The 21,608-nt window shown below is 67.2% G+C and carries 18 protein-coding genes and 2 pseudogenes; 11 read left to right on the top strand and 9 right to left on the bottom strand.

Annotated elements, in window-relative coordinates:
• Positions 1-72 precede the first annotated feature (72 nt).
• Positions 73-249, bottom strand: a pseudogene (locus tag BT341_RS48010) (cellulose binding domain-containing protein); the annotation flags it as partial.
• A 306-nt stretch (positions 250-555) separates the two neighbouring features.
• On the opposite strand from BT341_RS48010, the gene BT341_RS44685 reads away from it, so the two are divergent.
• The 4 genes and pseudogenes from BT341_RS44685 (at position 556) to BT341_RS48005 (ending at position 3,874) form a co-directional block, all read left to right on the top strand.
• On the top strand, positions 556-1,017 hold the full coding sequence (locus BT341_RS44685) for a hypothetical protein (RefSeq protein ID WP_143168724.1): 462 nt from the start codon (positions 556-558) through the stop codon (positions 1,015-1,017).
• Positions 1,018-1,021: 4 nt separating this feature from the next.
• Complete coding sequence (locus tag BT341_RS47730) at positions 1,022-1,666, top strand: hypothetical protein (RefSeq protein WP_342750240.1); 645 nt, start codon at positions 1,022-1,024, stop codon at positions 1,664-1,666.
• Positions 1,666-2,673: a DUF2637 domain-containing protein gene (locus tag BT341_RS47725; protein ID WP_342750239.1), complete on the top strand. Its 1,008-nt coding sequence runs from the start codon at positions 1,666-1,668 to the stop codon at positions 2,671-2,673. The genes BT341_RS47730 and BT341_RS47725 overlap by 1 nt, the downstream gene beginning before the upstream one ends.
• A gap of 515 nt (positions 2,674-3,188) precedes the next feature.
• Positions 3,189-3,874 (top strand): annotated as a pseudogene (locus BT341_RS48005) (DUF2637 domain-containing protein).
• Between the two features lie 397 nt (positions 3,875-4,271).
• Here the strand turns inward: BT341_RS48005 and BT341_RS32550 are convergent.
• Complete coding sequence (locus BT341_RS32550; protein ID WP_143168723.1) at positions 4,272-4,493, bottom strand: hypothetical protein; 222 nt, start codon at positions 4,491-4,493, stop codon at positions 4,272-4,274.
• Positions 4,494-5,363: 870 nt separating this feature from the next.
• Here BT341_RS32550 and tcmP point away from each other — a divergent pair.
• Positions 5,364-6,575, top strand: coding sequence for a three-Cys-motif partner protein TcmP (gene tcmP / locus BT341_RS32545; RefSeq protein WP_072479893.1), 1,212 nt, complete (start codon positions 5,364-5,366; stop codon positions 6,573-6,575).
• On the opposite strand, the gene BT341_RS32540 is transcribed toward tcmP, so the two are convergent.
• The 3 genes from BT341_RS32540 to BT341_RS32535 form a co-directional block, all read right to left on the bottom strand.
• Complete coding sequence (locus BT341_RS32540; RefSeq protein ID WP_072479892.1) at positions 6,572-7,330, bottom strand: DUF5131 family protein; 759 nt, start codon at positions 7,328-7,330, stop codon at positions 6,572-6,574. The genes tcmP and BT341_RS32540 overlap by 4 nt on opposite strands.
• Before the next feature lie 240 nt (positions 7,331-7,570).
• Positions 7,571-7,714 carry a hypothetical protein gene (locus BT341_RS45650; RefSeq protein WP_177328957.1) on the bottom strand — a complete coding sequence of 48 codons (144 nt, stop codon included), beginning with the start codon at positions 7,712-7,714 and terminating at the stop codon, positions 7,571-7,573.
• A 581-nt stretch (positions 7,715-8,295) separates the two neighbouring features.
• Complete coding sequence (locus BT341_RS32535) at positions 8,296-8,817, bottom strand: hypothetical protein (RefSeq protein ID WP_072479891.1); 522 nt, start codon at positions 8,815-8,817, stop codon at positions 8,296-8,298.
• Positions 8,818-9,429: 612 nt separating this feature from the next.
• Between BT341_RS32535 and BT341_RS32530 the strand changes: the two genes are divergently transcribed.
• A complete protein-coding gene (locus BT341_RS32530; protein ID WP_245805189.1) occupies positions 9,430-15,933 on the top strand; it encodes an RHS repeat-associated core domain-containing protein in 6,504 nt (2,167 codons plus the stop codon).
• Positions 15,930-16,406, top strand: coding sequence for a hypothetical protein (locus BT341_RS32525; RefSeq protein WP_072479890.1), 477 nt, complete (start codon positions 15,930-15,932; stop codon positions 16,404-16,406). The genes BT341_RS32530 and BT341_RS32525 overlap by 4 nt, the downstream gene beginning before the upstream one ends.
• Here the strand turns inward: BT341_RS32525 and BT341_RS48000 are convergent.
• From BT341_RS48000 to BT341_RS32505, 4 genes are all read right to left on the bottom strand, one after another.
• A complete protein-coding gene (locus BT341_RS48000) occupies positions 16,297-16,761 on the bottom strand; it encodes a DUF6218 family protein (RefSeq protein ID WP_425426498.1) in 465 nt (154 codons plus the stop codon). The genes BT341_RS32525 and BT341_RS48000 overlap by 110 nt on opposite strands.
• A gap of 121 nt (positions 16,762-16,882) precedes the next feature.
• Entirely contained in the window at positions 16,883-17,332 is a 450-nt protein-coding gene (locus tag BT341_RS32515) for an alpha/beta hydrolase (RefSeq protein ID WP_072479889.1), read from the bottom strand.
• A gap of 14 nt (positions 17,333-17,346) precedes the next feature.
• Positions 17,347-17,886 (bottom strand): CHAP domain-containing protein, encoded by a 540-nt coding sequence (locus tag BT341_RS32510; RefSeq protein ID WP_072479888.1) that lies wholly within the window; start codon positions 17,884-17,886, stop codon positions 17,347-17,349.
• 138 nt (positions 17,887-18,024) lie between these two features.
• A complete protein-coding gene (locus BT341_RS32505) occupies positions 18,025-18,807 on the bottom strand; it encodes an XRE family transcriptional regulator (RefSeq protein ID WP_218177792.1) in 783 nt (260 codons plus the stop codon).
• A gap of 94 nt (positions 18,808-18,901) precedes the next feature.
• Here BT341_RS32505 and BT341_RS32500 point away from each other — a divergent pair, with 94 nt between their 5' ends.
• The 4 genes from BT341_RS32500 to BT341_RS32485 all read left to right on the top strand — a co-directional run bounded on the left by BT341_RS32500 (position 18,902) and on the right by BT341_RS32485 (position 21,568).
• A complete protein-coding gene (locus tag BT341_RS32500; protein WP_084743077.1) occupies positions 18,902-19,762 on the top strand; it encodes a tyrosine-type recombinase/integrase in 861 nt (286 codons plus the stop codon).
• A 192-nt stretch (positions 19,763-19,954) separates the two neighbouring features.
• Positions 19,955-20,464 carry a MarR family winged helix-turn-helix transcriptional regulator gene (locus BT341_RS32495; RefSeq protein WP_084743076.1) on the top strand — a complete coding sequence of 170 codons (510 nt, stop codon included), beginning with the start codon at positions 19,955-19,957 and terminating at the stop codon, positions 20,462-20,464.
• 2 nt (positions 20,465-20,466) lie between these two features.
• Complete coding sequence (locus tag BT341_RS32490) at positions 20,467-20,928, top strand: hypothetical protein (protein WP_072479885.1); 462 nt, start codon at positions 20,467-20,469, stop codon at positions 20,926-20,928.
• Between the two features lie 109 nt (positions 20,929-21,037).
• A complete protein-coding gene (locus tag BT341_RS32485) occupies positions 21,038-21,568 on the top strand; it encodes a GNAT family N-acetyltransferase (RefSeq protein ID WP_072479884.1) in 531 nt (176 codons plus the stop codon).
• Positions 21,569-21,608 lie beyond the last annotated feature (40 nt).

Here is a 21,608-nt window from a genome sequence, read left to right as displayed (position 1 = left end):
CCGCTCATTCTGCCCGGCGCTCAAGGGCGCCGCAGCAGGCGCCCTTGAGCGTGAACCCCGCGGCGGCGGGGTGCCGTGGTTGAAGTTGCTGTTGGAACCGGTCGTGACGGTCTTGCCTGGCGCCGGGGTCGTGTTGCAGTCCGCGGCCGTAACGGTGACCCGGTCGCCGTGCTGGGAGATAGTCGCCGTCTCGGTAGAGCGAGACCGTTGGCTGGCGGATAAACTCAAGGTCAGCGTCCACGGCGTACCGACCGTTGTCGGTGACGGCGACCGCCGCGGTGAAGTTGTCGTTCCACTGCTCCCGGGGCACTACGCCAGGTAGACGGGTCGCAGAACCCGAACTCGACCCGCCATCGAGCCTCATCCGACGACGTCCTGAACAGCTAACATGCCTGATCAGACCAGCGTGAGCGTTGTGGTTAGCGAGCTAGATCGTCCTCGGACACCAAAAGTGGTGAACTTTCACCAACTCTCTCACGACAAGCCGATCACCGTTCGTGGTGGTCGGCACCTTGCGTTCCGTAGCCGGATCGCCCGATCGGGGCGGTGGTCGGCGTGATCGTGGCACCCGTGATCCCCGGTGCGACTACGGAAGGGCTCCTGGATCGTCTGGTTTCTCCTGCGGTGGCGCTGCCGTTGCCCGCGCTGCTGCCTGATCGGACTCGGTCAGGGCTGGAGTACGCGATAGCTCGAGTCAGTCCTTCCGGCCGGGTCTGTGTGTGGCCGCTGCTGGATCGGCTGGGTTGGCGCGACGATGTGCGCCTTGCTGCAACAGTTGTGGGGACGTCGCTGCTGATGCGTCGAGACCCGGGTGGCGTGTTCATGCTGGGGAAGCGGCGGATGGTGGTCCTGCCGATCATGCTCAGGCGTCGGTGCGGGATCTCCGCCGGGGATGACGCGTTCATGGTTGCCGATCCGGCACGCGGTGTTCTGGTCGTGCATCCCGCGAGTGCCTTGGACCAGATGGTCACCGGCTATCATGCGTCACTAGTCGGCGGTGATCGTGATGACCGCTAGTCCGATGGAGCTGGACGCGGCCCGGTTGCTGTTGTCAAAAATGGGCATCGCCCCGGCGGATCTGCTTGCCGAGACCGAGCTACGGCCGGTGGTGCCGACGTTCTCGGAGTACATCCCGCAGGTCTCGCGGGCGGTCTCGCCCGCGACGGCCAGGTCCTACGGCTCCTACTGGCGCCGCGTCGAGGAGGCATGGGGTGGCCGGCGGCTGGATGAGCCGACGCCGTCGGAGATCAAACAGCTGGCCGAGGAAAGCCGAGCAAACGCGCTCGTGCGCCGCAACAGCCGTGGTGGCCGGAACGCCGCGGAGAACTTCATCGCGGCCATCCGCTGTCTCTATCGCCACGCGGTGAACGACCGGCTGCTGACCGAGGGGCAGAACCCGGCGTTGAAGGTCGCCAAGCCACGTCGGCTGCCGTCGCCGCGGCGGGCGTTGGCCGACCACGAGCTGGTGGACATCAACACCACGGCCGCGACGACCGGCGATGATCCGCATCTGGACACGCTGCTGCTGCGGTTGCACACCGAGACCGCCTGCCGCCGCGGGGAGCGCTCGGCCTGCGGCGGCGAGACCTGGAGGAGACCCAGTGTCTCGTTCACCTCCGGGAGAAAGACGGCACCAGCCGCTTCCAACCGGTCTCACCGACCCTGATGCGCCTTCTGGTCGCCCACGGCAACGAGCGAGGCGCGACCCACCCAGACGCGCAGCTGCTGCGCTACCGCACGGGTGAGCCGATCACCAAGCGCCGCTACGACCACCTGTGGGACCGGATCGGTCGCCAAGTATCGTCGGTGCGCACGCAGAACGTCTCCACGCACTGGCTCCGCCACACGACGCTGACGTGGGTGGAGCGCCGCTTCGGCTACGGCGTGGCCCATGCCTACGCGGGCCACTTCGATTCCGCCGACAGCGCGACGGTCACGTACGTCAAAGCCTCGCTCCAGGACGTAGCCACAGCCTTGGCCACCCTGACGGGCGAACCCCATCCCCCTTGCCCACAACCATGCCCGTGGAGGTGCGTCGTGACCCGCACGGATCGATGGACTGCCGGACTAGTGATCCAGTGTGCGTGCACGGCGCTGGTTGCGCTGGGCGCGGCGTACGCCTCCTACCGCCACGGCCGAGTCTTCGCAATCCGCTTCGGCGGCGACCCGACAACGGCATCAATCTGGCCCCTGATCGTCGATGGCCTGCTGACCATCGCGACGGTGGAGTTGTGGAAGGCCGGCCATGACACCGGGCGTCGGATCGCGTGGACGGCGTTCGGGTTCGGGATCTGCCTGTCGTTGTGCGCCAACGTTGGATCCACTTACGACCACACCGTGTTCGGGGTCATCGTGGCGGCCAGCCCGCCACTGTCCTTGTTGTTGGCCGTCGAGTTACTGAACCGATCTCTGCGCCGCCGCCGAGTGCAAGTCGAGACCGACGAGACCAACGACGTACCGACACGAGATCTCGTCTCGGGCGACACTGAATTGACGGCAGAGCAGCGGATGTGGCAGTACTACCTCCGTGAGCACGCGCGTGGCCGCGTCCCCACCGGGGCGGAACTGGACCGCGTTACCAACACGTCCAATTACGGCCGCCGGATCTCCGCACCTGGAAGGCCACCGGCCGGCTGGATAGATCGGGACGACCACCTGAACGTCTTGGTCTGATATCGCCAGACCGCCTCGCGACTAACAGGGCCGTCTCGTAGGGCACTCCCGCTCGGAACCTTGCCAGTCGATCTAAACGCTCCTCCCAAGGAACTGCTCCGTCATTGGCCGAGATGCCTGCTGGCGTCGGGCGGAGTCTTCCCCACTCCGCCCGACATCGTCGAGCATAGAACATACGTTCGAATCGACGCACGTCAAGTGCTGCCGAGGTTTGAGGCGTCCGATCACGCCGTATGGAAGCGCCCTGACCCGACCCGCTGGTTAAGAGCGCGAACCCTGAGGTGTCGGATGGTGTCAAGTGATGTCGGCCAAGGTCGTCTTTCTCGGCTGTTGGGTGGCGGCGGTGTCGGTCTGTGTCGCGGTTTGGTGTCGTGTCCGTGCACTCTCGGGCTCCCCTCGGACTCGCAACTGCCCGGGCCGTGTCGCCTGGTCTGAGCTTCTCATCAGCGCTACATGATCGGCTTGGCGGGCGCGTTCGGAAAAGCTGCTGAGCCGGCGAGCAAGACGGAGCGCTCATGAGGCGGCTCTGGGGCTGGCTTGCTCAAGACCTTGCTCTGTCTGTCCAGTGCGCCTGTACCGGGCTGGTTGCCTCGGCGCGGCGTATGCCGCTTATCGGCCGGACGTGAGTTCGCGCTCCGCTTCGGTGCAGACACGGTGACGGCGTCGATCTGGCCGCTCCTGGTCGATGGTCTGCTGACGATCGCGACGGTCGAGCTGTGGAAGACCCACCGCGGTGGCGGCGGGTCGGGCCAGTGGGTGGCGTGGCTGGCGTTCGTGTTCGGTATCTGCTTGTCGTTGGTGGCGAACATCGGCTCGGCGCCGACGTTGAGCGTGTTGCAGGTGACGGTGGCGGCGTGTCCGCCTTTGGTCTTGCTGCTGGCGGTCGAGCTGCTGAACGGTGCGCTGAAGCACCGGTCTCGCGAGACCGGCTGTCATGGTCTCGCCGTCGAGCATGGGGGATTCTGAATTAACGGCTGAGCAGCGGATGTGGGAGTACTGCGTCGGCGAGCGGGCTCGCGGCCGCACGCCGACAGGCGCCGAGCTGGATCGAGTGGCCGGAACGCACAACTATGGTCGGCGGATCCTTCGGAAGTGGAGGACTGGGCAAGACCGTCAGGTTAGTGGCTCTGGATGCTCAGCGGCGATAGGCGCGGCAGCGACGTCCGTGAGGGCGGTCGTTTACTCGGGACCGCCCTCGTGATGTTGATGTGCCGCTGGCGGGGTAGCGAACCTGGACCGCGTCGAAACACCGCTCGGCCACCGGGTCGGCGTGGGAGCTCCATCCGCGTGACTTCGTGAGCGTCATCAGCTCGGTCATGCCGTAGGCGCGCCCCCGCGGGTCGGTCTGCGGGATCGGGCGTGAGTTCGAGCCGGGTCTTCTTCTGGATCGCCTGCCGGACGGGTTTGCCGGACCATTCGTCGTACCCGGCGGCCATGACCTCACGCGTCGGTACCTGGCTCGTGGCCGCCGACGTCCTCGCCGCGCTCGGACTTGTCCACGAACCGGATCGTGCGAGGCCGCTGCACGCCAGGCCGGCGACTTCACCTGAGGCCACCCCAACGAGGCATCGGGGTGGCCGCAAGCGCTCGCCAGGCGGCTACCGGTGGTGGTCGCCGGTTGAGCTATTGCTGGTCACCCGCAGCGGGCCGACGTCGACGGTGAGCCGAAGGACCCCGATACCAATCACCAAGATCGCCAGAAGCGCTCCGGCCAGCGCAATCATGCGCGTGGTATAGCTCCAGCTACTCAGGATTCGACCAGTGAAGGCCAGTAGTGCGTGCCGTTCGTCGCGCCACTCGTCGGCGCGGGACTCACTCACGCTTGCGGGGTTGTCCACAGAAATGTCACCCATTCGCCGTAGTTCTGTGGATAACTCGGCTTCGTTGTGCCGTCCGTCGTGCGGTGGAGACTGGTTAGCGTCCGGCCCTGGAGATCTCGGCTGATCCGGCCTTATGGTCATGGCGTCGTCCTTCCGGGTGTGGTGCGCGATCGACAGCGACGGGCGTTGCTGATGCTCGATCGGGCGCTGGAGCTTCGACAGCGGTCGGGAGTACGACGAGCCCGTGGCCGGCTGGAACCGGTTCTCGGGTTCGAGGCTTTGGGGCTGGAGCGCCCCGAGCTTCGCGGGCGGGCCTCCTCCGCACGCGGAGGAGGCCCGCCCAACTCATCGTTCTCCGCGGCAGCCGCCGGAGATCTGGGAACTACAGTGGCGTGAATGCAGGTGCGATAGAAGGTCGGAATGGCGTCATAGCGGCGACCGGACTGGGTTCCACGGAGAGCGGTCACCGGACTTCGCCCGGACCGATCAGGGCGCCGAAACGGCTGTTCACGCCGTTCGTGATCGGTGGTCGGCGCAGACAATCCCGCACTCGCGCCGCCTGTCGACAGGTGTCGCTCTCCTGCTCAACGAGAGCCGATATGCCAGAGCTTCACCTGTAGAAATACCGCTGGCGTGCGCACACATGCGACACGCCAGCGGCGTTGTCGTGGTCGTTCACGGGAAGTCACAGCACCTCGGCGAGTTGCTGGCGAGCCATTGGGCGACGTTCGAGCTGACCGCGTCGCCTGCCTACAGGGCTGCAAGCGAACATAATGACGAACGCTGTTCCACTCCATTGGATCTGGACAGCACGTGAAACCGCGTTCACTCTGTGAATTCGAGGTGTGAACCCCGGCGAGGAGGGCGGCGGTGGGCTTCTTCGACGCGCGCAGAGCACCGGCCGTGGTGAAACATGGTCTCCTCTTCCGATACTGCCCGGCGTTCGCCAACAAGGCGGGTTCGGTTACACGAGGTCGAGTCACGTTCCTCGATGGCTACGCTGGAGCGGGCTGCTACGACGACGACACACCGGGTTCCCCGCTGGTCATGCTCCGGTCGGTGCACAAGCTGCGTGATCGTCTGGATATCAACGCGGTCTTCATCGAGAAGGACCTGAAGACCTACTCGAAGCTGGAGCAGGTGCTCAGGCACCGATGTGCCGGGCAGCCCTACGCGGCTCTTTCTGGGGACGTCGACCAGCATCTCGACCAGGTGATGGCCAGCTGCCGCGGCCGCGCGCTCTTTGCGTTCTTCGATCCCTTCGGGCCCGCACTCAGTCGGGACCGGTTGTGGACCTTGCTCCGGCAACGTCGGCTCGCCGGGATGCCCACGGACGTGCTGCTGCACATTTCGGTCCGCAGCGTGTGGAACTTCGGGTCCCGTCTTACCAAGGCCCGACGCGAAGGCCGCGCACTCAGCCCCAGGGACGTCAAGCTCGCCGAGCGGCTCGACCGCTTCCTTGGTGGCGGCTGGTGGCGTCCGGAGTTTGAACGTGCCGGCGAAACCCCCGGCGACGCACCAGACGGCGAACAGGGAGGCGAGACCTCCGCAGCCATTGCCCTGCGAGTCGCTCAGCAGTACGCAGAGAAGCTCGCCGCGGACAGCGGGTACAAGACCGTGAGCATGCCGGTACGACGACAACCAGACCACGCGCCGATCTTCGTTTTGAGCCTGTTCACGGCGAATACGCAGGGCCTATGGCTGTTTGCCGACTGCATCGGCCAGGCCGGACTGGACTGGGAAGGAGCGTGGCGCAAAGCCAGACTCACCAAGCCCGCCAGGCACGGTACGGCCAACCTCCTCGCAGAGAACACCGACTGGGTGTTCGACCGCGACCACTACGAGGCGACCAACCAAGCCGCGTGGGTCGCCCTTATTGCCCACAACATCGACCAACTCCTCGACCAGCACGCAGCGCTGGTTCTCCAGCACCACGTCGCTGACGTCTTCGGCACCACCCTCGGATCGGGTGCACGGGCGAAACACGCCCGGCTCGCAGTTAAACAGCTCTACAAGCAGGGCCGGGTCGATCACAACGGAACCGGTGACTTCGAACGCGCCCGCATGTCACGTCCGCGCTAAGCGCTAGCCAGAGCCACCTGGCAGGACGGCATCTGGTCCCACGTACGGCCGTCCAGCTCCCGGCCGCCGGCCTTCGGGGTCCGGCCGCCCCACTGCTTGAAGAAGAACGGCACGCGCGCGCCTACGCACTGGTCCCGCAGATCGCGGGCCCAGTCCGCGGCCATCGGCCGGCAGCCGGGCCCGGACTCGCCGCCGACGATGACCCAGCCGATCCCAGCGAGGTCGAGCTGCTCGAGCGGGCCGAGCAGCGGTTCACACGAGAGGAACCGCACCGCGGCCGGTACGTCGCGCAGGTCGTCGACCCGGTAGGCGGCGTCCTGGTTCTCCACCGACACTCCAAGCCACAGATTGCCCGGCCAGTCCAGCGAGCCAGCCAGTCGGCGGATCCGTCGCGACCGCTTCGTCAGCACCTGGTAGGTGTGCTGCGGAGTCGCCTCCATCACCGCGAACACGCGGCGAATGAACTCCACCGGGACCTTGGCGTGGAACAAGTCGGACATGGAGTTGACGAACACCAGTCGGGGCTGGCGCCACCGGTACGGTTCCGCCAACGAGGCGGCGTGCGTCGCCACGCCGAACCCTGGCCCGCTCGTGCGCGGGTCACCGTCCTGCTGGTACTTCGCCGACCCCATCGCCTTCAACCGCTTCGCCAACGTCAGCGCGTAGCAGTGGTCGCACCCGGCGGAAATCCGGTCGCACCCGGTGGTCGGGTTCCACGTGGTCTGCGTCCATTCGATGCTGGACCTGTCGCTCACGGTTCACCTCTTCTACCGCGTAGCTCGGGCCGCTCGGCGACGTCCTCGGCCGAGCGGGTTGCACTGCATGGTCGGACGGCTACGCCACGTGGCACTCTACTGCCTCTCGGCGACTCGGCGTAACCATCCTCGTCGTATGTTTGCCCTCGAGCCGCCGCGCAGATCGCGACCGGCCTGGATAACCTGGAATCCGCGGGTCGGCGCGCTCCCTCCCCCTCGGCACACCGGCCCGCGTCCCGCTCAGTCAAGCGCTTCTTCACCCTGGGTCTCGGCGATCGCTTCAGGAGCAGGACGAGCCGGTCCGGTGTGCTCGGCGGAATGCAGGCGGCGGGTGTGCGGGTCGATTTCGCCGCGCGACTGCGTCGCTGCAGCCTTCACCTCCACGACCGACGCAGCCCTGCGCACCTCGACCGGGCTCCGCCCAAGTGGTCGCTCGTCCAGTCAGCCATCCAGCGGCCGGCATCCCCCCGCGACGGGTGACCGCGATCCGGCCGGACGAGCTGAGCGACGGGCCTTAGCCCGGATCCTGAGTGGCCGTGTTGCCCTGCAGGGCAACACGGCCACTCAAGACCCCGACCATCAGTTCCAGCGTCGGCCACCGGGGATCCGCTTGGACACCGCGGCACCCCGAGGGTGCGTGCGACGACGCCTTCGAGCCGCCGGACTTCCTCTTCGGCGGTGTTCTGCCGCAGCGGGAGGATGACCTCGGACGAGAACTGCTCCCGCTTCGCCGGCACGCGGCGGTGCTCGTTGATCCGCGCGGCGACGTCACCGCCGGGCCGGATGGTGCTGCCGACGTAGTCGACGACGAGACCGTTGTCGCCCGGGGTGCCGGTGGCTGAGTAGGTAGATCGCGACCGGCCAGCCGGCCCGGGAGCCGATCTCCTGAACCCGGGGCTGCGGGTGGTCCAGCGCGTGGCTGGCGAGGACGCACAGGTCGTGGTGGACCCGCCTTGTGAGGCGGCTCATTCGCCGTTCTCCTCGTTCTCGTCGTCCTGGGCGGAACCCCACTCTTCGATGGGATCGGCCGGCAGCTCGTCCTCGGGGAACGTGGCGAACGGGTCCTCTTCCTTGCCGTACTTGGCGTAGATCTTGGTGAGCTGCTTGGGGAAGTCCTCGTGCAGCTTGAGCGGCCGCAGGCCGAGGCGCTCAATGATCAGCCGGTCCTGCTCGTCCTTGAGGACGTACATGTCCCGCAGGGAGACCGTGGCCCGGCCGAGGGCCGCGATTAGGTCTTCCTCCTTCGCCCGGTACGACTCGTCCGGCGTCTTCGACGTCTCCTCGCTCCCGCCCGAGCCGCCCTTGCCAGTCGGGATCTCACCGCCGGTGAACGCAAGCGCGCGGACGCCCATGTTGCCGTTACGCCAGTCCGTGGTGAAGTGCTGCTCATCGCCGTGGATGTTCTTCTTTACGCCGCCCTCGGTGTCGAACTGGCGCGGCTTGTAGATCTTCTCGCCGACGGCCCAGGCGATCGCGTCGGCCAGCACGTTGACCCCGCCGCGTTCTGGGCGAGCGCCTCGACGACCTTCTCGACGCTGCCGCGTAGCTCGCTGATGGTGGCGCGTCGCTGCCCTGCAGCGGAGCCCGCGTGAGCCGCAGACGGAGCGCGGCACCCCGAGCGTTGCCCTCCGCTGTTAACGATCACAGCAAGAATCGCGGCTTCGCGAACAGGCGTTACAGGACTCCGAAGCCGTTGGGGCGCAGTCGGGCCGGGGCGCCTCATGGCTCGCCCCGGCTCCGCTGACCCCTTGGTGCTGCCCACTCTAAGTTAAAGGAGAACCAATGTCGGTGAATCACATGTTTGGAATCCGTAGAGAAAACTTCACCCCAACGGCTGATGGGTGCGGTCTTGAGGAGCGTTAGATTTCCTCTGCGGCTCCGGGTTCCCGGGTGGCTGACTTGAGTGCCTCTTACGGGCTGCCTGGGGGAAGGTTGCTATGCCTGGCTTGTTCGTTCATGCGCGTAAAAGATCGATCATCTGGGTTTCGCTTCGATTTGCCCGAACTCTTACTCTTCTCTTGAGCGTTGCCGCCTTGACAGCTGGAGTGGTTTCGGTTGCCCAGGCGAAGCCGTTGGCTGACGCGAGGTCTGGGTCCGTCGTGGCTGCGAAGCCCGCCGACTTCGGTCCGGACGCGGCGAAGTCCGCGGATGTCGTCGTCGACGGCTGGGGTGACGCGCAGGGCTATCACCTCGAAGTCGGCCGGGAGAGCTCCGGGTTCGCCTGGCGCGAGATCGCGCTGATCCACCCGGCGGGTTTCGACGACTCATCCTGGACCGGCTACCAGTGCCTATCCGGGGACGGCCGGTTCGCCGCGCTCGCGATCCTTCCCGCGTCGGCGGTGAACGTGCAAGCGGCCCGCGATCACGGCGCGTTCGCCTACTCGGTCGACCTCGACTCGGGCGCGGTGCACGCGCTCGCCGGCGACGTCGGGCTGAAGTACTACTCGCCCGGCTGCGGTACCGGTGACGACGCCGTATTCACCGTCGCGGCCGACCAGAAGACGAAGCTGGTGACCGCAGATCTCTCCGCGGGGAAGATCACCGGCGCGATCACGGCGCCGGGGCAGATCACCTCGGCCGTGCCCACGCGGACCGGGATCGTCGGTGCCGCGGGCAACCGCCTTGTTTCCGTGCCCGCCATGGGAAGTCCCGCCGTGATCGCGTCCGTTGCCGGGGCGGTGTATGACGTCCGCCCCTCGGCAGACGGCGGGGTGAGCTTCCTGCACACAGCACCCGGCGCGAACGTCGCGACCGCGGTCCACGAGCACGGCGGCGTCGTCACGACTCTCGGCACCGGCAACCTCAGTCGCGTGCAGCTGTCCCAGGGGCGCGCGGGGCACGCCATTCTCTCCGGCGCCAGTCCAGCTGGCGCGAGTGTGCTGGCCGCAGCGAACGTCACGGCTGTCGCGGACACCAATCTCGCCCGCGGGGCCTCGACCGCGTCGCTGGACGGTGACGCCCTGCTCGGCCCAGACGCCGACGGGCACAAATCCACGCCAGCTGTGCTGGCCGCGAAGACGGGCAAGGTCTTCGCGCCCGCGGTTCCGCCGAGTGCCGCCAAGGTCACCACTGCCGTGCCCACGTACTCCGCCGCGCCGAAGTCTGCTCAGGCACCGCACCAGAACCGGCTGAGCCCGAAGGCCGACGCGGCGCCGACGGCGACCGCCGCGCCGAACACGACCCAGGCGCAGTCGCCCAAGTGCGCGGTGCCGCCGTTGAACGCCAACCGCCAGGTGATGCAGCCGAACCCTGCGCAGGTCAACTGGGCGGTGCAGATGGCCGAGCAGGGCCTGCTGACCGGCAGCGCCTACACGCGCCCGGCCGGATTCGCCAACCTGGGCCTCGTCGCCTACGCACCGAACAGCGACTTCCCGCTGATCCCGCTGTCGCACCCGGCGGGCGGTTCGAACTCGGTGCCACGGTCGATCTTCGAGGGCATCATGGCCCAGGAGTCGAACTGGTCGCAGGCGTCGTGGCACGCGCCCGCCGGCACGGCGGGCGACCCGCTGATCGCGAGCTACTATGGCGCGGGCGGGGACATCGTCTCGATCAACTACGCCGCTTCCGACTGCGGTTACGGCATCAGCCAGGTCACCGACGGCATGCACATCGGCGACCACTCGCTGTCCGAGCACGGTCAGTGGAAGGTCGCGGTCGACTACCAGGAGAACATCGCCGCCGGCCTGCAAATCCTGGAGACCACCTGGAACCAGCTCTACGCGGCCGGGATCACCGCGAACAACGCCGACCCGCGCTACCTGGAGAACTGGTACTTCGCGGCCTGGGCGTACAACTCCGGGGTCCAGCCGAACGCGGCCAACGGCAACACCACCGGCTGCACGCCCGGCCCGTCGTGCACCGGCCCGCACGGCACGTGGGGCCTGGGCTGGACCAACAACCCGGCCAACCTGGACTACCCGCCCAACCGCGACCCGTACCTGCAGGACACCTACGCCGACGCGGCGCACCCGGCCAGCTGGCCGTACCAGGAGCGTGTGCTCGGCTGGACGGCGAGCCCGCTGATCCGCTACGGCAACCCGGCCTACGCGAAGCCGACGTACAACGGCGGCCAGCGCTGGGTGCAGCCGGCGCCGTTCACCGCGATGTGCTCGCCGGCGGCGAACCAGTGCGACCCGAACAACACCAACACCTCCAACCCGGGGGCGAGCCACTGCATGCTGGACGACTTCCAGTGCTGGTGGCACGACCCGGTGACGTGGATCCCGAGCTGCGCCACGACGTGCGCGACGAGCCCGTACGCGGTCTCGGGTGGGAGCGAGCCGGCGAACCCGACGCAGAACCCTCCGACGTGCAGTCAGGACACGTCGAAGGTGCCGAGCGGTTCGATCATCGTCGACGATGAGCCGAACCGCTTGAACCTGCAGGGTTGCGGCGGCGCGAACTGGTCGAGCAACGGCACCTTCACCTACACCTACGGCACAAATTCCGCGGGTGACCCGATCGGCGCGATCGACACTCACCAGCTCGGCACCGGTCTCGGCGGCCGGGTGTTGTTCACCCATACCGAGGACGGCTCGAACCCGGCGCTGATCAACACCGGTGTCTGGACGCCGAACCTGCCGTCGCTGCAGTACTACAAGGTGAAGCTGCACCTGCCCGGCCTCGGCGCCGAGGCGACCAATGTGGTCTACAACATCAACCCCGGCGGCGGGGTCTCGCCGTGGAAAATCCGCGTCAACCAGGCGTGGAACTCCGAGCAGTGGGTCACCATCGGCACGTTCGCCATGCAGAACGGCGGCAACGTCACCCTGAACAACAACGGCAGTTCCCAGGATCAGGGTGGCTTCGGCTATTCGGACTTCGACGTGGCGTTCGACGCGATCGCGTTCGTCCCGCAGGGCGGCACTCCCGGCCAGCCGATCGGCGGCCCACCGGGCATCCAGGACGCCCCCAAGGGTTCCAACCCGGCATACATCGCTTGCGGCTGCGCCCGCCGCACCGCGGGCGACCCGGTCGACACCTCGACGGGCTACTTCGGCGACAGTTTCACCGACCTCGCCACACCCGGGCGCGGCATGGCACTGAACTTCAACCGCACCTACGCGGAGAGCATCGCCGACCCCAACGGCCCCAACAAGGCACTCTCGGCCGACGGTCCATTCGGCTGGGGCTGGACCTTCTCCTACAACAGCACCGCGGTCACCGACTCCTCGACCGGGAACGTCACCGTAAAGCAGGAAGACGGATCCTCCGTCACGTTCGTCAGCAGCGGTGGCAGCTACACGCCCGTGGCCCCCCGTTTCGACGCGACACTGGTGAAGTCCGGTTCTTCATACGTCTACACCCGGCGCGGCAACCAGATCTTCACCTTCGAAGCCTCGAGCGGACACTTGACGGCGGAGACCGACCTGGCCGGGAGCAAGGCCTCGCCGCAATACCAAACGACCTTGGCCTACGACGGCTCTGGCCACCTCGCCACCATCACCGATCCCGGCAACCGCAAGTACATCCTCACCTGGACCGGTCACCACATCACCGGTCTCGCGGACACCGCGGGGCGTCAGGTGACCTACGGGTATGACGCCGACGACAACTTGACGGACGTCTACGGGATCGGGACCACGCGTACGCCGGCCCTCAAAGACGACGACCACACCAAGTACGCCTACGACGGCAACCACCTGATGACGTCGATGCGCTCCCCGGCAAACTACGCGGGACCAGCGTCGGCGGCGACGTCCATGGTTTATGACAGCGCCGAACGCGTGCACACCCAGACCGACGCTAACGGGCACACCACGACATTCACCTACGGCCCGGACGGTGGCCTCGCGGCCGGGCAGACTCTGGTGACCGATCCGGTCGGGCACGAGAAGCTGGACACCTACCAGAACGGCCTGCTGGTTTCGGAGACCAAGGGATACGGCACGTCCGACGCGGGAACGACCTCATACACCTATGACCCGGTCACCCTGGGCGTGAGCACGCTCACCGATCCGGACGGCAATCTGCAGACGTTCACCTACGACGACCACGGCAACAAGACCTCGGAGTCGAACGCTCTCGGGTTCACCACGGACTACGTCTACGACGACGCGGGCAACCTCGTGGAGACCATCAACCCTGATGGCGTCGCGACGGTCAGCCAATTCGACCAGGCAGATCACATCCCCGGCGGGGCCAACGGAGTGCGGGTGCCCACTTCGACGACGATCACCCGCGCGAACAACGTAGTGGAATCGACCACCGGCAACTTCGGCCCGGCGCCGGTCCGGACAACGAACTACTACTACGACGACGCTGCCCACCCCGGCGACAGGACCCGCACAACCGATCCGAACGGTAAGACGACCACCACCGAGTACGACGGCTACGGGAACAAGGTCTCGGTGACCGACGGCGCCGGGGACAAGACCCGTTTCGGCTACGACGTCCAGACCGGCTTGCAGACGTCCACTGTGGATGGAAATGGCGTTGCGGCCGGAGTCGCCCCGGGCTGTATCCCGCCCGCCAAGGGCTGCACCACCTATGGGCACGACGCGCACGGCCACGTCACCCTGACCACCGACGCGCTCGGCAACCAGACGTCTGCGGACTTCGACGCCGACGGCAACCAGACCTCGGTGACCGACGCCAACCACCACACCACGACCTCGGCCTACGACCCGGTCGGCCAGCTGGGCAAGGTGACGCAGGCGGACAACACCACCCAGATCATCGACCACAACCCGGACGGAACTGTCGCTGACATCATCGACGGCCTCAACGCCAAGACGACGTACGGCTACGACGGCCAGGGACGGAAGAGCTCGCGCACCGACGCCGACAACCGCACGACCAGTTCGCACCTCGATCCGGCCGGTCGGGCGCTGTCCACCACCGACCCGACCGGCCGGACCGTCACCATCGGCTACGACGCAGCCGGTCAGCCGAAGTCAGTGTCCTACTCGGACGGGGTGACGCCCGGCGTCACCTACGGGTACGACCCCGCGGGCCATCGGGTGTCGATGACCGACGGAACCGGCACCTCGACCTGGACCTACAACACGTTCGGCGAGATCACCTCCCAGAAGCAGGGCTCCGGCACCATGGTCGGCTACGGCTACGACGACAACGGAAACCTGACCTCGATCACCTACCCCGGGCAGGCCACACCCGTCGTGCGCAGCTTCGACGACGCCGAACGGCTGAAGACCGTGACCGATTGGGACACCAACAAGACGACGTTCGGCTACGACAACGACAACGCCGTCAAAACAAGCTCCTATCCAGACGGAATCACGATCACCAACGGCTACGACGACAGCGATGCGCTGACCGGCACCACGGCCGCGGCCGGGACCGCCACGGCGGTGTCGATGACGTTCGGCCGTGACCCCATGGGCCAGCTGTCGGCCCGGACGATCGGCTCGACGTCACAGACCTTCGGCTATTCCGTTCGTGAACAGCTTAGTTCGGACGGTACCGGCACATACGCGAACGATGCGGCGAACAACCCGGTCACTGTCGGCACCGCAGCCCAGACGTTCGACGCGGCCGGCCAGCTGTGCTGGTCGTTGCCGAGCGGTACGGTAAGCAACCCCAGCTGCGGTACGGTACCCGCCGGCGCCACCGGATTCACGTTCGACAAGCTCGGAGAGCGGAAGACGGCAGGCTCCACGACCTACGGCTACGACCAGATTGGCCGGCTGACGAGCCTCACCGGCCCGGCTTCGGCGACCTACGCCTACGACGGCGATGACTTACGGGTCTCGAAGACGAGCGGTGGCAGCACCACTCCGTTCGTGTGGGACGCGGACGCGACACCGAAGCTCCTGAACGACGGCACGAACAACTACCTGTACGGCCCTTCCGGAACACCGATCGAACAGGTGGGCGCGGGCGGCACGCTCTGGTACGTCCACGACCAGGTCGGGTCGACCGTCGCGCTGCTGGACAGCGCCGGAGCGGTCGCCGGCAGCTACAGCTACACCCCCTACGGCCGCGTGACCGCCGCAGGCAGCGGGCGGACACCGCTGCAGTACACCGGACAGTACACCGACGCGGAATCGGGGCTGGTCTACCTCCACGCTCGCTACTACGACCCCAGCACGGCGCAGTTCCTGACCGTCGACCCCCTCGTCGACCAAACCCGCACGCCATACGCCTACACCAGCGGCAACCCGCTGAACTACACCGATCCGACAGGCCGCAGTTTCTGGAGTTCGTTCACCGCCGGCCTGATGGTCGCCGGGGCAGCCCTGGCCATCGGCGCGTGCGCCGTTCTCGAACCGTGTGGCGCGATCGCCGTCGGAGTCGGCGGCGCGATCGCGATCGACGCCGGCGCCGTCGCGGTGATCGGCGCGACCGGAGCAGTCGCCGGTGGCATGACAGCCGCGATGGCCGGCGGCATCGGCCGCTTCGAAGACATGGAGTGGGATCCGGGCGACGATGACGACGACGGCTACCACGCCCCGAAGAGCCGAGAGGTCCAACAAGACCAAGCTGACCGCGCTTGGCGCGAGATCGAGCGGCGTGCCGCACAGCTGGGCCAGCAGCTTTCGAAGGCGGACCGAAGGAGCTGGCATGACGCGATCACCGGACGCGGGCTCGACTACAATGGAATCCTTCGTGAAGGCCTGCACCTGTTCTGTGGAGGATGAGTCCGCTGTCGACGGTCGATGAACTGAAGGCCGCCCTGGCCGAACTGGTGTCGGCCAGAGTGATCGGCTTTAGCAGGACGGTGAACATCGCCGAAGTCGGATTCGCTCGTGGTGAGGTCGAAACCTGGCTACACGCACAATGCCCGTTCCGGGTGACCCGTGGCGAGTCGACCTGGTTCGGCACGGTGGACATGGCCTACCCCGGAACGGCCGACGCCGACCCGGACGAGGCCTACCGGAACAACCAGACGATGTTCGACAAACGGGCGCGCCAGGTCAGCGAGCGTTTCCAGTCCGTCGAGTACTTCGTCGAAACGGCGACCTTGGGCCGGGCGGGGACGATAACGTTGGTGCTGACGGGTTCTATCGTGATCGAGGTCTTCCCGGCTTGTGGCGGCCCGATTGAGCAATGGCGCCTGTTCGACCGGGGTTCGGACATCCACTACGTCTTCCCGGATGTTGCGGACCGCTGAGCCGGTATCGCGGTCCCGGTGTCGGGCCATTGGTCACTCGAAGCGCTTCTGGCTCGGAGACCTTGGCTGCGACGGTCAGACTCACGAGACAGTCCTTCAGGCCCCGCTGGCGGACGGCTGCGACGGCGCGTCGTTCGACAAGCGCCAAGAGCCGTCGAGTGCCTTCGCAGGAGCTGAAAGCCTGGTCGGCAGGAACGATCCAGGCGCCCGTCGGATCGCCTGCGGGACTGACGTGCCAATGAGCCGCTCGACGGACGCAATGCGTGGCCTGCAGGCCGAGCCGGTGAGCGAGGTTTCTCTCGAGACTCTGCTCCGGATCGAGTACCGCGCCGGCAACCTCGCCGCCGTCCGCCATACCGCCGACAAGCTGGCCGCCCTCGCGGACTCGCTTGAGGTGGAATTGAACCAGGAGATCAGCGCCCTGGTGAGCACGCTGGTGGCTCACCGGCCGTAACGCGCAAGCATTCGGACAGGCCTCAACCGAACGAGCGCTCTCGTTGGCGCGAGAACGCACCGGGCGACCGTCGGCGGACGAAACGAGTGCGCATTCCAAAGTGTGGCAACTGCAGCCTTAGCATTTCCTGTCCGGAGCCGGACTCCCCGGTGTTGGCTGCGGCGATGACGTAGCCCCAGCTCGCCAGGTGGGTGAACAGGGCCTCGTACTGCTCGACGGCCGCCCCGGTTCCGTTGCCCCAGATCAGCACCGGGTGCCTGGCGGTGCTCGCGGTGATGTCGGCCGGGTAGTACAGCGTGTGGGCGGCGTCGCCGGCGGCCTTGACGGGCTGGTGGGGCCCGTCCTTCTCGTAGTCGCGGGCAGTGACGGCGGCGATCGGCGCCGGCGCGGCGACGGCGGGCTGCGGGACCAGGGCGGCGGCGACGGCCAACGCGGTCGCCGCGAGTACCAGCCTTCGGCTCAAAGCAGGCATGTCGGCTCCCGGGATCAGTTGTAGAAGTGGATGTAGCGGAAGGAAGACGTGCTGACGTCGTGGACGAGGTAGTGGCCGTCGCCGGTCCAGTTGTAGTCCTCGACGGTGATGGTGCCGCCGTGGACGCTGTCGACGATGGCGACGTGGCCGTAGGTGCCGTTGTCGGTCTGGGCGATGGCGCCGACGGTCGGGGTGTTGTCGACGCGGTAGCCGTGGTTGCGGGCGTTGTCGTCCCAGTACTTGGCGTCGCCGTAGTTGCTGGCGCTTTGGCCGTGGCGGGCGATGTTGAAGGCGGCCCACGAGACGCATTCGCGGTTGTACATGTTCCAGTCGTCGACGACGGAGTCCTGCGGGACGTTGCGCCACTTCGCGGGGTAGATGTCGCCGATGGTGTTGGCCGCGGAGGACGCCGGGGAGGTGCCGTACTGGGCGGCCATGGACGTCGGCCGCGTGTCGTGACCGGCCGCGGATGCGACGGTCGCGGTGACGGTGCCGCCTATCGCGAAGGCGAAGACAGCGGCGAAGGTGAGCAGGGCGCGGGACGGTCGGCGCATGATGACGCCCTTCCTATCCAGGGACTGAATGCGCCGTGACGGTAAGTCCGTGATCACGCCTGGCCTATACCTTTGTGAACGACGCGTCGCCGGCGGAACGAACGTCCAGGTCGACGTCAGTTGTTCACAGAATTGCCGTCACCATTGCCAGCCGATGCCGTAGATTCCGGGGCGGACGTCGCGCAGTCCGAGCGTCGCAACGTGGGTGCCTCCGGCCGACAACGGGCTGCCGGGGTGTTCTGGGCCGCCCAGTCCTCGCTGCTCGAAGGAGCGGATGCTTCGAGGCTCCCGCGGGCCGAAGCTCACCTGGCAGACGTATTCCGTGATCGGCCGTGTGAACCGGCGGTGGTAGTGGTCGATCGGCGGCCCGGGCGGGAAGCGGATTTCGTACTCCACCACGGTCAACGCGCCCAGTGCGAGTGGGTGCGTGAGGTGCAGCTCGCCGGCGACCATCCCGGTCGTCCGGTCGACGCAGACCTGCCCCGGCCGGGCCGACCGGACGTAGTGGTAGTACGGATCGGCGGTGAGGGCCGAGTCGGCCTGGTAGTAGGTCATCAGCCGGTCCACGCCGTCGACGGCGGCTTCGGCGACCATACGGATCTGCAACGCACGCTCGCCGCCGTGCTCGTCCAGCAGCACCCGGTCGTGGATCGACCAGAACACCAGCTGGCCGTCCGGCGGTGGCTTCAACTCGCCGGCGAAGGCCCGCAGCTGCGGCCACAGCCGGCGGCGCTCGATCCGGCAGGTGGGCTCGCCGAGCCAGCGTCCGCGGGGCGCCTTGGGCCCGAGCCGCGAGGTCAGCGCCCCGGCTTCGAGGCCGAGCACCGATTCCAGGTGCGTCACGGCGACCATCGACTTCTCGCGTTCCGGCTGGGAGCGTCCGCGTCGCCAGTAGGACAATGCCGAGCGCGAGAGGCGCACCCCGCGGACGGCGAGGTGGTGCTGGAGCCGGTCGAGGGACAGCCCGGATGGGTTGATCTCCTACAAAGTGCCCGACACCGGCGAGGTTGTACCGATGTTGCAGATTGTCCCGTCGAAGTCCAACGAGGAACGACTCCTGTTGGTAGGCCCGGAGCTCGCCAGCGTTCTGGCCACCATCATCACCCGGCTCCGTCGCCGCAACGGAGGCACCGTTCCCCTGACCGGACGCTACGACACCACCGAACACCTCGTCGGACCACCACTGCCGCACCTGTTCCAGCACACCCGCAACGGCTGGACGTGGGAAGTCCCCACGCAGAACACCATCTACAAGCTGCTCGACCAGACCGTCGCTCGCGCCGGCCTGACCGCCGCCGACGGTCAACCGTTGCGCTACCGGCCCCATGACTTCCGTCGCATGTTCGCCACCGAGGCCGCCACCGGCGGGCTCCCGGTCCACATCCTCGCCCGGATCCTCGGCCACGCCAACATCAACACCACCCAGGCCTACCTGGCTGTCTTCGACGAAGCTCTCGTCCGCACGTATCGGGCGTTCCTCGACCGCCGCCGCGCCACCCGGGCCGAAGCTGAATACCGGGAACCGACGCAGCAGGAATGGACCGAGTTTCAGCAACATTTCCAAACCCGCAAACTCGAGGTCGGCGAGTACGGCCGCCCCTACGGCACCCCCTGCAAGCACGAACACGCCTGCATCCGCTGCCCCAGCCTGCGCCTAGACCCCTCAGCCTGGCCACGGCTGGTCGAGATCATCGCCAACCTACGCGACCGCATCCAGGAAGCCCATCTCAACGGCTGGCTCGGCGAGGTCGCTGGCCTGCAGACCAGCCTCAACGAAGCCGCCCGGAAATTGACCAGCCTCGGCCGAACACGCACCCGAGGGCCAGCAGGCCCCGTCGACCTGGGTGTACCGGTCATCGTCGACTCGCCGGAGTGAGGAGCTGAGCAGACAAGCACGTTCGGCCTCGGCGAGACCGGCGCCTCCGCCGGGCGACAGTGGGCAACCAGTCGAGTTGCATGAGCCGACGTCCTGTCATGCCGATGAGGGGACGTGGTTCGCGTCGATGCGCGAAGGTGTGGTGACCGGTTGGACGTGGCGCCCGGAGACGTGATCTGCTAGATTCATTTCATGTCGCAACGAAATGACCGTACCGAACTGGCGCGTGCGGTCATGGAGCTCATCGACCAGGGACACCGCCGGATATCCCGGCGCCTGGACCTGGCCCGGGTTCGGGTGCTGGGGACCGTGGCCGTGCTCGGTCCCGTCCGCCCGAGCACGATCGCCACCGAACTGGGTCTCACCGCATCCGCGACCAGCCGACACCTCGCCGCCCTGGAACGCGCGGGGCACCTCGCAGTGGAACCTGATCCGCACGACTCCCGCACGTTCCTCGCCCGCCTGACCGAAAACGGTCAGGCGGAGATCAACACCACGGTCCAGGCCGGAGCGGCCGTGTTCGCGGACGTCATCTCCGACTGGCCGGACGCAGACGTGTCCACCGCGCTGACCCTGATCACCCGGCTCAACCAGGCCTGGGCACACCGCGGCGACACATCCGGGGCCAAGTCCCGGCCCGGCACCGGACCCCGGTGGCTCCGAGCGCGAGGTCGCGTGAACTCCCAGGAAGAGGAGGCCTAGACATGCAACGACCTGCTCAGGTCACGGCATCGCGGACCCCGACACCCGTCCAGGCGGCACAGGCACTGCTGACCGCCATAGCGATCAGCCACCTGGTCGTGCCCCTGGTAATGGGACTCAACCAGAACACCCTGCGCGCCCAGATCGCGACCCAGCACCCCGATTTCGACGCAGCCGAGGTCGCCCGGTCAGCCACAATCGCCGTGACCTCCGGAGCCACCTTCCACGGCATCCTCCTGGCGCTGTGCGCACTGCTGGCATGGAAGCTGGCCACCGCGCGGCCGTGGACCCGTCGCCTCGCCACAGCGTCCCAGCTGCTATCCGTGGTGTTCAGCGTCGTGTCCTGGTCATCCTCGCCGATGTTCCACGCCGTCATCCCGACCATCAGCGCCGCGCAGATCCTCATTGTCGCCCTGCTCTGGTTTCCCCCGACAGCCCGGGAGTTCTTCACCAAGCGCTCCTGAACGCACGCTTCCGCCGCTGATCGGACGCTGACCTGAACGCACCCAATTGCCGAATTGCGGATGCCGGGAACGTATGACGTCCGCCCGGTCAGTCTGCCAAGGTTGTCTCATGACCGATCACAGGAGGCCGGAGGTACGGATCGTGCACCTGACCGGTCCGGCATTCCATGCTCTCGCACGTGGCAACCTGGCGGCGGCGAACGCGGTCAGTCCGGTCCCCGTCTCCGCTTACTTCGCCGGCCCGGATTGGCGCGGAGTGTGGCAGATGCGCTGCAGACAAGTGGACGAAGACCCGGCCAGCGCGGCCTGGGTCACTGGGGTCATCTGGGACGAACCGCGGCAGTTGGCCGTGGGCCGGGCCGGCTACCACGGGCCTCCCGACCCGTCGGGGATGGTGGAGATCGGCTACGCCGTCGAACCGGTACACCGTCGCCGCGGCTACGCCCGCGCGGCGCTGGAAGCCCTGCTGCGCCGAGCCGCCGACGAGCCACGAGTGCGCACCGTTCGGGTCACCATAAGCCCCGACAACTTGGCTTCCTACCAGCTGGCATCGCAGTACGGCTTTGTCGAGATCGGCGAGCAGTGGGACGACGAGGACGGTCTGGGGATCATTTACGAGGTCGCCGCGGGGCAATTGTAGACATCCGCACATGCCGCGTGTCGCGCGTTCGAGTCAGATC

The organism is Amycolatopsis australiensis (assembly GCF_900119165.1).
In the GTDB taxonomy this organism is placed as follows: Bacteria; Actinomycetota; Actinomycetes; order Mycobacteriales; family Pseudonocardiaceae; genus Amycolatopsis; species Amycolatopsis australiensis.
Note: the sequence above shows the minus strand (reverse complement) of the source record. Positions and strands in the feature narration are given on the sequence as shown.

Bases quoted from the DNA above. Each gene is read 5' to 3' on its own strand.
- BT341_RS32515 (WP_072479889.1), bottom strand. From the start codon at position 17,332: ATGCCTGCTTTGAGCCGAAGGCTGGTACTCGCGGCGACCGCGTTGGCC.
- BT341_RS32510 (WP_072479888.1), bottom strand. From the start codon at position 17,886: ATGCGCCGACCGTCCCGCGCCCTGCTCACCTTCGCCGCTGTCTTCGCC.
- BT341_RS48000 (WP_425426498.1), bottom strand. From the start codon at position 16,761: ATGGCGGACGGCGGCGAGGTTGCCGGCGCGGTACTCGATCCGGAGCAG.
- BT341_RS47730 (WP_342750240.1), top strand. From the start codon at position 1,022: ATGGAGCTGGACGCGGCCCGGTTGCTGTTGTCAAAAATGGGCATCGCC.
- BT341_RS32500 (WP_084743077.1), top strand. From the start codon at position 18,902: ATGTTGCAGATTGTCCCGTCGAAGTCCAACGAGGAACGACTCCTGTTG.
- BT341_RS32485 (WP_072479884.1), top strand. From the start codon at position 21,038: ATGACCGATCACAGGAGGCCGGAGGTACGGATCGTGCACCTGACCGGT.
- BT341_RS47725 (WP_342750239.1), top strand. From the start codon at position 1,666: ATGCGCCTTCTGGTCGCCCACGGCAACGAGCGAGGCGCGACCCACCCA.
- BT341_RS32490 (WP_072479885.1), top strand. From the start codon at position 20,467: ATGCAACGACCTGCTCAGGTCACGGCATCGCGGACCCCGACACCCGTC.
- BT341_RS32495 (WP_084743076.1), top strand. From the start codon at position 19,955: ATGTCGCAACGAAATGACCGTACCGAACTGGCGCGTGCGGTCATGGAG.
- BT341_RS32525 (WP_072479890.1), top strand. From the start codon at position 15,930: ATGAGTCCGCTGTCGACGGTCGATGAACTGAAGGCCGCCCTGGCCGAA.